We start from the raw sequence: 14,987 nt of genomic DNA, 5'->3' as shown, positions 1-14,987 counted from the left end.
GATCAAAATTTATGTTTGAAGCTTTTTAATTAGGTCGAGAAAAGATAAATTGACCTTTGGAAAAAGATAGGGTGCGCATTATGAGAAAAATAAACTTCAATTCCATCAAAAGTAGAATGATAATCGGCTATGGGAGCATGGCATTGTTAATCGTAATTGTTGTTTTCATAACGCTTTCGCAAATTGCCAATATTATGAAGATGGGGAATGATGTTTTAGAAAACAAGCAACCATCTCGCATCTATGTAAATGCATTTAAAAGTGGAGTCCGCCATTCCAATGTCACCCTGCAAAGCTACTTACTTTCAGGAAATGAGGCTTTGAAAAATGAAATAGATGATATCTGGGAAAAAGAAATTCAGTCGGCCAAGGACAGCATCGATTCATTAAAAGCTTCTTGGGAAAATCCTGAGAACCTTATTTTATATGAAAAGCTTAACAGATTAGGTAGCAGAATCCATACTAAGCAAAAAGAGTTGATTAATAAGGCCCAATTTGGAGGAGGAGATATTAGTTTATCACTTTATGACTATGAAGGTATTGAAGGAGATACTATTTACAATATGGATAGCCTCCAAATGTGGATTGATAACGAACTCAGTAATCAAAGCTCCAGCAGCAACCCTAATGGTAGTTTATTTGCAGATAATTTAAAGTCATTAAGCGATGAGTTTGATGAAAAAGCCAAAACCCTTTATGCAAACATAGAGGAAGAATCATGGGATTCGGCTGAAGAAATATATAGTGCCCGTGATCAATTCGTAATAGTTGAATCAATAATTATCATAATAGCAATTCTCTTATGTTTTATATTATATCGCTTCGCACGCAGACAATTCAAAAGTAGCATCAATTCATTACAATATGAGGTGAAAATCCTAAGTGAAGGAAACATCCCTGAAAGCAGATCTAAAACCAATGATGAATTTGACATTATATTAGAGGAAATTCATACACTTTCCGGCAATTTAGCCAATGTGAAAAATTTTGCTCTGGAAGTAGGTAAAGGCAGTTTTGATAGTGAAATTTCTGTTTTCAATAATCAAGGAGATATTGGGACTTCATTAGCTGAAATGAGGGATAGTCTCAAAAATGTTTCAGAGGAAGCCAGAATTAGAAACTGGACTAACAAAGGTTCTGCTGAATTTGGTGATATTTTAAGGAAATTTAATAACAATATTAGTGAGCTTAGCGAGCATGTAATTACCTTCATGGTAAACTATCTTAATGCAAATCAGGGAAGTATTTTTATAGTTGATGAAGATGCCAATGGAGAGGAAGCACTTCAACTATCTGCTACTTATGCTTATGATAGAAAGAAATTTTTGGAAAAAACCATTCAGCCCGGCCAAGGATTAGTTGGGCAGGTTTACCTTGAAAAACAATCTATCTATTTAAAAGAGCTTCCTGACAATTACATTTCAATTACCTCCGGTTTAGGGAAAGCTACTCCAAAAAGCATCTTTATAGTTCCATTAATCGCAAATGAAACAGTTTATGGTGTGATAGAAATCGGAACGTTTACTGAATTTACAGAGAATGAAAGAAAATTCATTGAGGATGTGGGGGAAAACATAGCCTCTTCCGTTCAATCGGTTAAAGTGAATGAAAGGACAAACAAGCTTTTAGAAGATTCTCAACAGATGACGGAGGAAATGCGCGCTCAAGAAGAAGAAATGCGCCAAAATATGGAAGAACTACAAGCCACCCAAGAAGAAATGGAACGCTCTCAAAAAGAAAATAATGAGCGATTAAATGCCATGGAAAAAAGCGGTTTGGCTTATGTTGAATTTACACCGAGTGGCGATATATTGACTGCTGATGAAACCTTTCTACAATTATTTGAATACAATTCTGTAGATGAAATAAAAGATCGCCATCACAGGATATTTGTCAGTGAGGAGTATGCTAAAACCCAAGATTACCAAGCTTTCTGGGAAAATCTAAGAGCTGGTAAGATTCAATCAGGAGTATTCGATCGATATACCAGAACGGGCAATAAAATCCAAATAAAGGGCTCCTATACAGTTTTGAGAAATCAAAATAATGAAATAACCAAAATCATTAAATTTGCATTTGATGTAACCGATATTTATCAAAAACTTGCCGCTTTAGAAAGTGAGAAAGAAACACTATCTGGTCAACTGGAAGACTTAGAGAGCAAAATTCAAAATACTGAAAAAAATGAACTAGATGAGTTAAAGGCTTATCAAAAAGAAATGAAAAAGACTTTAATCGAAAAGCTTCAAAAAAGCGAGGCGGAGTTAAAATCCACCCTTGAAAAACAAAAAAGGGATTTGGGCATTTCTTAAAATAGATTCAAAATCTAATAAATTCTATCTGAAATTTTCAAGAATCGAAATAGATACCTTTTAATTCTATCATTTAGAAAAAATTAAAAACATATAACGCAAATTTCAGGTTATTCCACCCAATATGAAAAAAACAAATCAAGGCAAAACAGGCGTACTATTAGTCAATTTAGGAACTCCAGATTCTACCAAAACAGGAGATGTAAGAAAATACCTTCGAGAATTTTTAATGGATAAAAGGGTGATTGATATTCCATTTTTATTTCGATGGATGTTGGTTAATTTGATTATTGCACCTTTTAGAGCTCCGAAATCTGCCAAAGAATATCGGAAATTATGGGTCGAAAGAGGTTCTCCTTTAAAATTCTATGGAGAAGACGTAAGAGACTTGCTCCAAGAAGAACTAGATGAAAATTATGTAGTGGCTTTAGGAATGCGCTATCAATCACCAAGTATTAAAAGTGCATTAGAAGAATTAAGAAATCATAAAGTTTCTAAAATAATAGTAGTTCCATTATTCCCACAATATGCCTCTGCAACAAGCGGTTCTGTACACGATAAGGTGATGGAAATAGTACAGCAATGGCAGATTATTCCGCAGCTTAATTTCATCAGTACATTTGTGGAAGAGCCCGGTTTTTACAAGACTTTTGCTGGTTTAGGTCAGAAATATTTGGATAAACATCATTATGATCATGTCCTTTTTAGTTTCCATGGTTTACCAGAACGCCAAATCAGAAAAGGATCAGTAGATAACTATTGTAAGCTAGGGGGTTGCTGCAATGTCTATCATGATAAAAACAGATTTTGTTACAGGGCTCAGTGCTTCCAAACTGCTCGCTTGATTGCAAATGAAATGAACCTTCCTGAGGAAAAATACACTGTTACGTTTCAAAGCCGATTGGGAAATGATCCATGGATAAAACCCTACACAGATGATGTATTGAAGGATTTGGCTAAGGATGGAAAGAAATCAGTATTAGCATTCTCACCAGCATTTGTATCGGATTGTTTAGAAACCACTATTGAAGTGGGCGAGGAATTCAAGGAAGAGTTTGAGGAAGCTGGCGGTGAAAGATGGGATCTGGTTGAAAGCTTAAATGACAACAAAGATTGGGTTCAAACCTTAAAAACATTAGTTATGAAGAATTAGGTTAACTCTACATTCATAACGTTAGATATTTTTGATTAAATTATTGGCGATAATTTATATGAATCGACAATGGTTTAAAATCATATCGCCCCTTTTACTATGCTTAGTTATACATTCGGCATTTTCAGCTGCATCAGATTCTTTACAACGACTATTAAACAATCGGCTTTTAGAAAATGAATTCAGTGAAGAGCAAAGTGTACTAGATTACCTTGATCTTACCAGCAAGTTGTATTCTGATTCACCTGCTGAAGCTTTGTATTATGTTTCGGCATTGGAACAAGAATTAGATGCAAACAATAATAAGAGTGGAAAGGCCTACATATTGAGTAAAAAGGCTACTTTTTATTGGCTTCAAGGGGTATATGACGCTTCATTAAAAGCATATTTTGAAGCTTTGAAAATATTCGAAGAAGACAATAATAAAATTGAAATTGTAAAAACACTGAACAATATCGGTGAAACTTATAAAAAGCAAGAAGACTATGCCCAATCTGCAAAGTTCATAAAATTGGCATTAGAAAAATTAGATGAGTTAGAAGAATTCTCACCAGAATTGATTCTGGTAAATTTAGGGCAACTTTTTATGCTCAAAGAAAATTTTGACAGTGCTAATTATTATCTCAATCAAATACTCAATAAAGATAGTGTTAGCACTCGATCAAAAGGATTTACCTTTCTATATAAGGGAATAGTAAATCGCAAAACAGGTCAAAATGATTCTGCCCAATTCTACCTAAGAGAAAGTTTAAATCTTTGGGAAGAGATAAAATATGATCGGGGAATTGTGGAAAGCAATATTGAAATTGCAAGAGTATATATTAAGCAAAATATTTATTCCAATGCCAATCAGCATTTAAAATTGGCTGAAGCCTTGGCTTTAAAAATTAATGCCTTAGATCTTCTACTAAAGATTTATCAATCTAAAATTGATTTATATAGGATCCGGGGAAGTAAAGATTCTTTGGTTTACAATTTTGATCAATACCTAAAAGTTAAAGATTCAATTTTCAATTCAGAATCAAGGGCAGAAATTAACAAATTGAGTATTCAATATGATTTAGCGCAGAAAGAAAAAGAACGATATAAATTAGCTTTAGATCAATCTCAGCTAGCAAATAAAATTGAGAATAGGACACAGTTTTTAATTCTACTGGCAGTTGCGCTTATTATTTCTGTAGTATTAATAATCTACTTGAGAAGCAAAAGTATCCAATTGAAAACTGCCCATTTCAAACTCAAACAACAGAAAGAAGAGATTGAACAAAACCAACAGAAAATTTCTTCCAAATCATTGGAACTTGCAAAATTGAATAAGGATTTACATAACCTCAATAATAATTTGGAGCAAAGGGTAATGGAACGAACCCAAAAATTGAATGAGCGAAATAAACAAATCGCTGAATTCACCTATTATAATTCCCATAAATTGAGAGCCCCTGTTGCCAACGTCTTGGGATTAATTAATGTAATGGAGTTAACAAAAGATGGGAAAATAGACCCGATTGTATTAAATCATCTAAAGACCAGCGCTATGGAATTGGATAAAGTGATTTACAATTTAAAAAACCTCTTAGATTTGGATGAAGAAATAGAAGGCTAGTTCTTTAATCTACAACAGGCAGCTCAACTGTAAAGGTTGTTCCAACTCTAGTTTTAGACGAAAATCCGATTTTACCTTTTAATACATTTAGAGTATCAACCACAATATACAATCCTAATCCCGATCCTTCTGTTCCCTGATGAGCCCTAAAAAACATATCAAATATCTTGTTTTGATATTCACTCGGAATTCCTGAACCGTTATCTTCAACCTCTATAATGTAAGATTTGTCTTCAACTTTTGCACTAACCTTGATATATGGCGCTTCATCTTTTTCAAAGTCATGATATTTAAGAGCATTGGTTACCAAATTACTCAATACAATATTTAATCTTTTAGGATCCGTTTTAATTTCAAAATCGGAATCATAGGCTCTTACTAGCTCTACTTTATCAGCATTTGCATAAAATTTCAAATCTTCTACAATGCTATCCAGCACTGTATCCATCTTAACAAGCTTCATCTCTAGTGGCTTTTTAGTATTTGTGGAGAAATCCATAATGCTTTTAATAAATTCCTCTAGCTTGTTGATGCTAATATTCATTAGCTTAAAATATTCTTTAATTTCATCAGGATTATTTGACATTCCTGCAACAGAAATTAATCCTCTTAATGATTTCAAGGGTGCTACTAAATCATGAGATGATCGATAAACGAAATTATCCAATTCGTTGTTAATGGTCTTTAATTCCTCATTGGCTTTTTTAAGCCTTTCCTTCTGGGATCTTAATTCTGAAGTTCTTTCTTTAACAATAGACTCTAACTTTTTATTTGTAATGCTTAATCTATGAGTACGATATCTGATAAAACCAAAAATCAATAAGCCGACTAATAACCCAAGAACAACATAGGTTACATAGCTCTCATACCACTTTGTAGGGACTATTATATTAAACTCGAATGGTTGTATTTCTAAATCCAAATTATGGATATATCGAGCCTTCAGATGAAACTTATAGTCTCCACCGGCTAGATTTGTGTACTCTTTTCTAGTATCTGTTGTCCAATCAGACCACTTTTCGTCAAATCCCTCCAAGTAATAGGAGAACTCTAAATCCTCCTTAATAAAACTTGGAACCGAAAAGTACAAAACAAAACTCTTTGACTTTTCACCTCTTAAAATAGCCTTATCCTTAATCCCTTTGACATAAATGGTACTGTCACCAACACGCATTGAGCGAACTTTTGCTTGAGGATCGAAATCAAGTTTTTCATCTTCATTATACCATTTAAGATAATTTATTCCAGGAGTATTTGTTATCCACAAGTTTCCTCTCCTGTCACTTTTCACAACATTGTAAAAATTTGTGTTTAATCCGTTTTCCTCATTTATAACCTTTAAAATCTTGCCCTCATCATTGAAAACGACTAGACCATTTTCCCAACTACTAGCTACAAAAAGAGAATCTCTAAATTTCTCCACTGTCCACAAATACATGCTATCCTGTTGAAAATACTTGTTAGCTTCCGTATCCCATAATTCTGTCTGATAGGTTTCGGGATCCAAGCTATAAAAACCTTCTTCTGAAGTGAAAAGCAACCATTGGTCATCCTTATTTTGTAAAATATTATAAGCGGCATCAACTTCAAAACTGAATTCCTTATTGACGAATTCAATAGTATCTCCAACTATTTTGGCCAATCCTCCATTTTTTCCAAATATGGAAATTATTACTTCGTTATTAATTTCAACCATTGAGTAAGCATCTTTAACCGAAATGCTTTCTACCAGTTCACCATCATATATGTAGACACCTTCATAAACGCTACTATAATATATTTTCCCTCTATTCTCAACGATAAACCAAGCATAGGGCATCTCATCCTCATCAAGTTTGTCATTCAAAGAATAGTACTTCATTTGTCCAATAGAATCTCTTTGAAAATAACCAATATCCCCTGCTCCTAATGTATAAATCTTATCACCTAAAATCTTTAAATTGTCTATTGGTCCAAAATTAGGCTTCTGGTGCAATTCCCAATGAGTTCCATCAAATTCCAGTAGTCCATTTTCATTCCCAAAAAACAGGATACCATCTTCATCTTCTACGGCTCTGTAGCTGTAAGAACTAGCTCTGTATGAAGACCCATCAAACTTGTGGAAAATAATAGAATCAGTTGACGTATTTTTAACAGTATCAGCAACTTGATATGAAAAGCCCTTAAAAGAGAGGACACCCAAAATAAGTGTCAGCATCACTAAATGCCCGAGTCCCCTAAACTCAGTACGAAACAATGATTTTGATATTGCCATATAAAAAAAATCCAAGATACCTTAAATTTAGATAATTTTTAAGTCCCCAAAAAATAACTTAGACTAACAAGCATTTGCCTTCGATGTAATATGGCACAAAAATAGCCCATACTTTTGATAAAAATATGGGCTATTGAATTAATACAATTTAAGATACTCTATTCCATTTCTATCAATTCCTGGTTGGAATTCATGAAATGGTACTCAGTTAAAGCTAATGAACTATCTTGTATCAACTTAATCCATTTTCCGTATTTAAAAAACCATTTCACACGTAAGGAAATAATACCTTTTGTGTAATAAGAGTATAAAAACGGGTGAATTGCAAGACTTAAGGATTTCTCATTTTGTTTTGTTAATAAGTAATCCAAATCTTGTTCAATTTTATCCGAAACTAAAATTGAAGCAGTTATTTTACCTGTTCCATTACAAGTAGGGCAACTTTCTTTAGTTACAATATTTAATTCAGGCCTCACCCTTTGTCGGGTTACCTGCATTAATCCAAACTTTGATAGTGGGAGAACGGTATGCTTAGAGCGATCTGTTTCCATAAACTCCTTCATCTTTTTGAAAAGAAGCTTTTTGTTGTCCGGATTCTTCATGTCGATAAAATCAACCACTATAATCCCACCCATATCTCTTAATCGCAACTGACGCGCAATCTCTTTGGCCGCCTCCAGATTTGTATTTAAAGCGGTATCTTCCTGGCTTTCTTCACCACTGGATTTGTTACCACTATTCACGTCAACCACATGTAAAGCTTCTGTATGCTCAATTATGAGATAACCACCACCTTTTACATTAACAGATTGACCAAATAATGACTTTAATTGCCTTTCAATCCCGAAATGCTCGAAAATCTTATTTCTGCCAGTATAAAGCTTTAGAATTTTTTCTTTACTGGGATCTATTTTCTGGATATACGTTTGAATTTCTTTGAAAGTCTCTTCATCATCCACATGAATACTATCGAAAGATTCATTCATCATATCCCTCAATATTGAAGAAGCTCTTCCTACTTCACCTATAATTTTGTCCTTAGGCTTAGCATCTTTAAGCTTTTTAACTCCATTTTCCCAAGTATCTAATAAATTTCTTAGGTCTGTATCAAGTTCTGCCACCTCTTTTCCTTCAGCAACAGTACGGATAATTACGCCAAAATTCTCTGGCTTAATGGAGGAAATCAATCTGGTGAGTCTCTTGCGTTCCTCACTTGTTGATATCTTTTTGGATATGCTTATTCCATTGGCAAATGGTACTAATACCAAATACCTTCCTGCTAGTGACAACTCGCATGATAGTCTTGGCCCTTTCGTAGAGATAGGTTCTTTTATAACCTGAACCAACACCTGCTTGTTCTTGGAGAGCACCTGTGAGATCTTGCCTAATTTATCAATCTCTGGCTCTAATTTGAACTTACTTAATTTGTATGAGGTGTTATTACGAGTAGTGGCAAATTTAGTATATTTTAAAAGTGAGTTCACTTTCGGTCCAAGGTCATGATAGTGCAAAAATGCATCTTTCTCATAACCTACATCCACGAATGCTGCATTTAAGCCTTGCATTACTTTTCGGACGTTCCCTAAATAAATATCACCCACACTAAACTGCTCTTCTTTATTGTCATAATGAATCTCAATAAGATTCCTATCATTAAGAAGGGCAATACGACTGCCATTTTGAGTTGAATTAATAATTAATTCATTGCTCAAAGCTCAATAAGTTTAAGTGAAAAACTAAAAAAATGTCTTATAAAAAGACAACAAGAAGTAATGATTACTTCTTGGTCTTATGTCTGTTTTTTCTTAGTCTTTTCTTTCTCTTATGAGTTGAAATCTTGTGTCTTTTTCTTTTTTTACCGCAAGGCATAACTTTAAAATTTTTTGTTAAACAATTTTATTATAATTCATTCAAGTAACTCTCAACAGCTGCTAGCAGTTGCTCATCATTACTTTTATTTTTAATTTCTGTAAATAACTTCTTGGCTTTCGCCTTTTGCCCGCTATTCATCAAACTTAAAGCCAAGTAGAACTCCGCCTGAACATTTTCAGGATGCCTTTTTAAAAGCTTCTCGAATCGCTCAATAGCTTTGCCATACTGACCAGACTGAATCGAAAGAATTCCTAAATTAAATAATGCTTCCTCATTATTGGGGTCTTCTTTTACCACTTCTAACAACATCGAAATCCCTTTCATTGGGTTGTCAGAAGAAACATAAGTCATTGCCAATTTGATTTTAGCACTATTATTTGCAGGATTTTCATCCAATACCTTTTGTAAGTATTCTCTCGTTTTTACTGCCAATCTTTTAGCTTTCTCAACATCAGCTGCAAAACTAAAAGCTTCATAATAGGCGTTTCCTATCAATTCATTGTCTTCCTTGGACAATTCAACATATTTAGCCGCACTATCGAGTCTATTGAGTTCTCTAAACACATTGGCTAAAGAATCCGCAAATATAGAACTATTTTCTTGATTTTCAGCTAACAAATAACTATTTCTTAGCCGTTCAATGTCTTCCTTAACCTCTTTCGGGATATTTCCACCATGGGATTCAGTCATTATATTGTTTGTGGAAGACGAAGGCTCTTCATCCGAAGATGTATTGCTTTCCACTGTTTCAGCACCCTTGTCAAGATTTTCATTTTCGTTATCAACCACTACTTTAGGCAAACTGAAAAATACAGCTACTAAAACAATGGCTATAACGATTAATATGATGCGGGATTTGAGCATAACGGAACTTAAACCTCTTCAGTTATCTTATTTGAGCTCTTGATTTTTTCCACAAAAACTTTTGATGGCTTAAAACTAGGCACATAATGCTCGTCAATAACGATGGCAGTATTTTTTGAAATATTTCGAGCGATTTTCTTGGCTCTTTTCTTATTTACAAAACTTCCGAAACCTCTCACGTAAATATTTTCACCATCAGCCATTGAATCCTTCACAACAGAGAAAAATGCTTCTACTGTAGCGGTTACATCTGCTTTGTCTATACCTGTTTTTTCAGAAATTTCTGATATAACGTCTGCTTTAGTCACGCTTATTTTTGATTTAAATTATTAAAAAAATTCTCCCTTTCATTTTGGGTCTGCAAAGGTAACCCTACATTTTTGAATTTAAAAGTAAAATCTTCTAAAGATATGTAAGCTTTTTACTGTTAATTAAAATTTAACTTTTTAATTCTCAGCAATTTATGCAAAAAACTTATCAATAACCCCAACTTTTTATTCTTTATTTATTTAACTTAATAATTCCCATATTTGCAATTATATGAATCAGAGCTTCTCAAACCTTCTTATAAATTGGTACAACCAGCACCAAAGAGACTTGCCTTGGAGAGATACCTCAGACCCCTACAGAATTTGGCTGTCAGAAATCATTTTACAACAAACTAGGGTAGATCAAGGCTTACCTTATTACAATAAATTTATAAATCAATATCCATCCGTGCATGAATTAGCAAAAGCACCTGAAGATGAAGTGATGAGATTATGGCAAGGATTAGGCTACTATTCCAGAGCAAGAAATCTTCACGAATGTGCTAAATCAATCGTGAATCAATATGATGGAGAATTTCCGGATACCTATGAGGAGTTATTAAAGCTAAAAGGCATTGGCAAATACACTGCAGCAGCAATAGCATCTTTTGCATTTGACAGGGCAGTACCTGTAGTAGATGGTAATGTTTTTAGGGTTCTTGCCAGATATCTTGATATTTCCGATGATATTTCGCAGCCAAAAACATTCAAGACATTTTTCAATGTTGCAAAGCAATTAATTCCTGAAAACCAAGCAGCTTCTTTTAATCAAGCATTAATGGAACTTGGCGCAACAATCTGTACGCCACGGAAATTTAAATGTGAAAATTGTCCTTTATCATTAGATTGTCAAGCAAGAATTCATCATAAACAATCCGAATTACCTGTAAAAAAAAAGAAAATAAAAATCAGACATCGATTTCTTTATTATTTGATTTGGAAAGAAGGAGATAAACTGGCTATGAAAAAAAGAGGCCCCAATGATATTTGGCAAGGCTTATTTGATTTTGATTTAATTGAAACTAACCATCCTTTAACAATAGAAGAAATATATGAAAAAGTAAATAAACAATACAGCAATGTTGAATTAGTTGAAATCTCTGAACCAGTAAAACATATACTTTCACATCAGCGCTTGCAAGCAGTTTTTGTGGAATTACAATCAAAAAATGAAAATGTTTTAAGTGACCATAGTTTAAAATACTTTACAAAACAGGAGGTTGAAGAACTGCCAAAGCCCAGATTGATTGAGAATTATTTGACAAGCAAAGATTTTTAGGTAAATTTATCTTTGAAGTTTTAAACTGTTTTGAAATATTTCCTTGAAAAAAGCAGTTTGCTTCAACTATTAACTGTAATTTTGAACTAAAACTTTTTAATTTATGCAAGGAGTAAACAAAGTCATTTTGATTGGAAATCTGGGAAAAGACCCAGAGGTAAGACACTTAGACAACGGAGCTTCCGTTGCTAATTTTTCAATTGCAACAACCGAAACCTATAAAGACAGAAACTCAGGAGAACGAGTTGATCAAACTGAATGGCACAATATTGTGCTTTGGAGAGGTTTAGCAGAAGTAGCTGAAAAATACTTAAAAAAAGGCGATAGCGTCTATATTGAGGGCAAACTTAGAACCAGATCATGGGAGAAAGATGGCGTTACACGGTACACAACTGAAGTTGTAGGCGACCAATTGACTATGCTTGGTGGAAAGAAAAGTGGTGATGATTCAGGTCAGTCATCAAATAATGCTGGGAATCAATCTAATAATCAGGCGGCAGCGGCACCAAGCCAAACCCCAGATACGAACAGCGAAATGGACGATTTACCATTTTAAATAAACAAAATAAAAATTGGAAGACCCTTCCCCTAGTATATTTTTATTAGCAAGTATAGCCGAAAACGGCAATCATTGGTTTTACATCATCAATACTGTATTGATGATGTTTTTACTTATGATGTCTGCTCTAGTTTCAGGTTCAGAAGTTGCATTCTTCTCTTTATCTCATGAAGATTTAGCCAAATGCAAAACTAGCAATCAGCCTAAGGATCAAACTATTCTGGAGCTATTAAAAAACCCAAAGCGTTTACTAGCTACTATTCTTATCTTAAACAACTTTATTAATGTTGGGATAGTCACGCTTTCCACCTATGTTACTTGGGAAATTGTAGGAACTAAAGAAACTGAAGGCTTATTGGTAGTCACTTTAACTGCTATAATTACATTTTTAATCGTTTTCTATGGTGAGATAGTCCCTAAAGTCTACGCCAATCAAAATAATTTGAGTTTCGCTTCAAGAATGGCGTTTCCTTTAAACTTCTCAGCAAAAGTGTTTAGCCCCATTTCAATTCCTTTAATGAGCTTAAGTGGCATTATAGAGAGGAGAGTGGAGCAAAAAGGCTTCAGTGTTTCAATTGATGAATTACATCATGCATTGGAAATAACAGCAGACAAAGACACTACAGAAGAAGAAAAAGGTATTTTAAAAGGCATCGTTAATTTTGGCACTCTTTCAGTACGCCAAGTCATGAAATCTCGCTTGGACATAACCGCTTTTGATATTGAAGATGATTATCATATGTTGATGGATCAAATCAACAAAAACGGTTTCAGCAGGATTCCTGTTTATCGAGATACCATCGACAAAATTGAAGGTGTTCTATATGTCAAGGACTTATTACCCTATATAGAGAAGGAAGATAATTTTGAATGGCAGTCGCTTTTAAGACCTGGATTTTTCGTCCCGGAATCGAAAAAAGTTGATAGCCTTTTAAAAGATTTTCAAGAAAAAAGGGTTCATATGGCCATAGTGGTGGATGAATATGGTGGTACTTCAGGTCTAATTACCCTAGAAGATGTAATTGAAGAAATTGTAGGAGAAATTAATGATGAATTTGATGAGGATATGGATGTGGCCTACAACAAACTAGATGAATACACCTATATTTTTGAAGGAAGAACTTCATTGAATGATTTCTGCAAAATTATTAATGAAGAGTCTAGCACCTTTGATGAAATTAAAGGCGAAAGCGAGTCTTTGGGAGGTTTAATTTTGGAAATCAACAGCAAATTGCCTCGAACAGGTGAAAAAATCAAATTCAAAAACTTCACTTTCACTGTTGTTGCAGTAGATCAAAAAAGAATTAAAAGAGTAAGGGTATTTACTAAAAATTAGTTTTGAGCCTTGCTCTAAAATTAAACTAGATTACCATGCTTGTATTCGTAATCAGCACATTCGTTGCAGTTTTTGTATCCTTCTTATGCTCCATGGCTGAAGCAGTATTGCTTAGTGTGGATAAAGTAAAAATCGAGACCGATAAAGAGAAAGGGATGACTTATGCAAAAATAATGCATAACCTCAAATCCAATATTGACAGACCAATCTCTGCCATACTAATACTTAATACAATAGCCCATACGGGTGGAGCCACCATAGCAGGAAGTGCATTCGACAAAATATATGGAGAAGAATATATATGGGTATTTTCTCTAATATTCACTATCGTCATTTTATTTGGCACCGAAATCATTCCCAAAGTTATTGGAGTAAATAAATCAAACCCAATATCCAAAAGAATGGCAATGCCACTTAAATTGATCATTAAAATTCTACATCCATTCATCGTAATTACTCAAGCATTCACCAAATTATTGGTTGGCAAAAGAAAAAAAAGCAATCCTTATAGCTTAGATGATATCCGAACCATTGCTAGAATGGCAAAAATGGAGAAAATAATAGATACTGATCAAGAAAACATCATTATCAACACTTCTACTTTAAAAAAGCGATTTGTAAAAGAAATAATGCTGCCTGTTGAAAAAATCATCTACTTTAAAGAGAATATAAGTTTTGATAAATATTTTAACCTTGCAAGTAGGCATAAGCATACTCGTTATCCTATTAGCAGTACTGATTCTATAGAGGATGTATATGGCTACATTAATTTTAAAGAAATTGCATTAAATGAGAAAGAAAATTCAGAAAATAGATTAACAGAATTCATACGGCCAATTATTTTCATTAATGAAAATACTCCAATAATCAATCTATTGAAAAAAATGAATGAAAATAGATTTCACATCTCAATGGTAAAATCCAATGAGGATAAAATTATCGGAATGATTACTTTAGAAAATTTAGTGGAAACTATTGTGGGTGATATTGAAGATGAATTTGATTAAAGGGCAACATAGATGCAGCCCCTTTAAAATAATCATAATGCTTTCAATACATTCTTAAGCAATTCGTTTACTTCAACAGCGTGTTGAATAATTTTATCGTTTTCCACTACCTTCATTACGGCTGCAGGATCCATAGCCGCAACTTCTATTTCTCCATTTTCCATTTCCCTTATGGTAACATTGCATGGCAACATAGTGCTGATATGAGGCTCAATTGAAACTACTTTATCGGCATAGCTAGGATTGCAAGCTCCTAAAATCACATGAGGCAAATAATCTTTGCCCAATTTTTTCTTCATGGTAGCTTTAAAGTCTATTTCAGTCAGAATCCCAAAACCTTCTTCTTTCAATGCTGCTTCCACTTCCGATCTTACCGCACTAAAATCTCTTCCTTTCAATATTCTTGAATGATAGTAATTCATATTTATCTCTTTTTATTT

At 33.7% G+C, this 14,987-nt stretch carries 12 protein-coding genes; 7 read left to right on the top strand and 5 right to left on the bottom strand.

The genetic code is table 11. The features are described 5' to 3' along the window. Window positions 1-80 precede the first annotated feature (80 nt). From FTRAC_RS19355 to FTRAC_RS12975, 3 genes are all read left to right on the top strand, one after another. On the top strand, window positions 81-2,312 hold the full coding sequence (locus FTRAC_RS19355; RefSeq protein ID WP_049784141.1) for a GAF domain-containing protein: 2,232 nt from the start codon (window positions 81-83) through the stop codon (window positions 2,310-2,312). Between the two features lie 124 nt (window positions 2,313-2,436). Continuing rightward, on the top strand, window positions 2,437-3,465 hold the full coding sequence (gene hemH, locus FTRAC_RS12980; protein WP_013454718.1) for a ferrochelatase: 1,029 nt from the start codon (window positions 2,437-2,439) through the stop codon (window positions 3,463-3,465). 58 nt (window positions 3,466-3,523) lie between these two features. Beyond that, the gene (locus tag FTRAC_RS12975; RefSeq protein ID WP_013454717.1) at window positions 3,524-5,068 is read left to right on the top strand and encodes a tetratricopeptide repeat protein; all 1,545 of its coding nucleotides are present in this window, start codon (window positions 3,524-3,526) and stop codon (window positions 5,066-5,068) included. A gap of 4 nt (window positions 5,069-5,072) precedes the next feature. On the opposite strand, the gene FTRAC_RS19350 is transcribed toward FTRAC_RS12975, so the two are convergent. The 4 genes from FTRAC_RS19350 to FTRAC_RS12955 all read right to left on the bottom strand — a co-directional run bounded on the left by FTRAC_RS19350 (window position 5,073) and on the right by FTRAC_RS12955 (window position 10,366). Next, window positions 5,073-7,322: an ATP-binding protein gene (locus FTRAC_RS19350; RefSeq protein ID WP_013454716.1), complete on the bottom strand. Its 2,250-nt coding sequence runs from the start codon at window positions 7,320-7,322 to the stop codon at window positions 5,073-5,075. A 158-nt stretch (window positions 7,323-7,480) separates the two neighbouring features. Further along, window positions 7,481-9,034, bottom strand: coding sequence for an Rne/Rng family ribonuclease (locus FTRAC_RS12965; RefSeq protein WP_013454715.1), 1,554 nt, complete (start codon window positions 9,032-9,034; stop codon window positions 7,481-7,483). Between the two features lie 187 nt (window positions 9,035-9,221). After that, window positions 9,222-10,058 carry a tetratricopeptide repeat protein gene (locus tag FTRAC_RS12960; RefSeq protein WP_013454714.1) on the bottom strand — a complete coding sequence of 279 codons (837 nt, stop codon included), beginning with the start codon at window positions 10,056-10,058 and terminating at the stop codon, window positions 9,222-9,224. A gap of 8 nt (window positions 10,059-10,066) precedes the next feature. Beyond that, complete coding sequence (locus FTRAC_RS12955; RefSeq protein ID WP_013454713.1) at window positions 10,067-10,366, bottom strand: HU family DNA-binding protein; 300 nt, start codon at window positions 10,364-10,366, stop codon at window positions 10,067-10,069. Window positions 10,367-10,598: 232 nt separating this feature from the next. Between FTRAC_RS12955 and mutY the strand changes: the two genes are divergently transcribed. From mutY to FTRAC_RS12935, 4 genes are all read left to right on the top strand, one after another. After that, on the top strand, window positions 10,599-11,645 hold the full coding sequence (mutY, locus tag FTRAC_RS12950; RefSeq protein WP_013454712.1) for an A/G-specific adenine glycosylase: 1,047 nt from the start codon (window positions 10,599-10,601) through the stop codon (window positions 11,643-11,645). A 103-nt stretch (window positions 11,646-11,748) separates the two neighbouring features. Beyond that, window positions 11,749-12,201 carry a single-stranded DNA-binding protein gene (gene ssb, locus FTRAC_RS12945; RefSeq protein ID WP_013454711.1) on the top strand — a complete coding sequence of 151 codons (453 nt, stop codon included), beginning with the start codon at window positions 11,749-11,751 and terminating at the stop codon, window positions 12,199-12,201. 16 nt (window positions 12,202-12,217) lie between these two features. Next, the gene (gene gldE, locus FTRAC_RS12940; protein ID WP_013454710.1) at window positions 12,218-13,540 is read left to right on the top strand and encodes a gliding motility-associated protein GldE; all 1,323 of its coding nucleotides are present in this window, start codon (window positions 12,218-12,220) and stop codon (window positions 13,538-13,540) included. Window positions 13,541-13,575: 35 nt separating this feature from the next. Continuing rightward, window positions 13,576-14,547, top strand: a complete 972-nt coding sequence (locus tag FTRAC_RS12935) for a CNNM domain-containing protein (protein ID WP_013454709.1) — start codon at window positions 13,576-13,578, stop codon at window positions 14,545-14,547. 32 nt (window positions 14,548-14,579) lie between these two features. On the opposite strand, the gene FTRAC_RS12930 is transcribed toward FTRAC_RS12935, so the two are convergent. Further along, window positions 14,580-14,969 carry a DUF302 domain-containing protein gene (locus tag FTRAC_RS12930; protein WP_013454708.1) on the bottom strand — a complete coding sequence of 130 codons (390 nt, stop codon included), beginning with the start codon at window positions 14,967-14,969 and terminating at the stop codon, window positions 14,580-14,582. Between the last annotated feature and the right edge of the window lie 18 nt (window positions 14,970-14,987).

The organism is Marivirga tractuosa DSM 4126, assembly GCF_000183425.1.
GTDB classification, from domain to species: domain Bacteria; phylum Bacteroidota; class Bacteroidia; order Cytophagales; family Cyclobacteriaceae; genus Marivirga; species Marivirga tractuosa.
The sequence above is the reverse complement of the archived record's forward strand: the minus strand, read 5'-3'. Positions and strand labels throughout refer to the sequence as shown.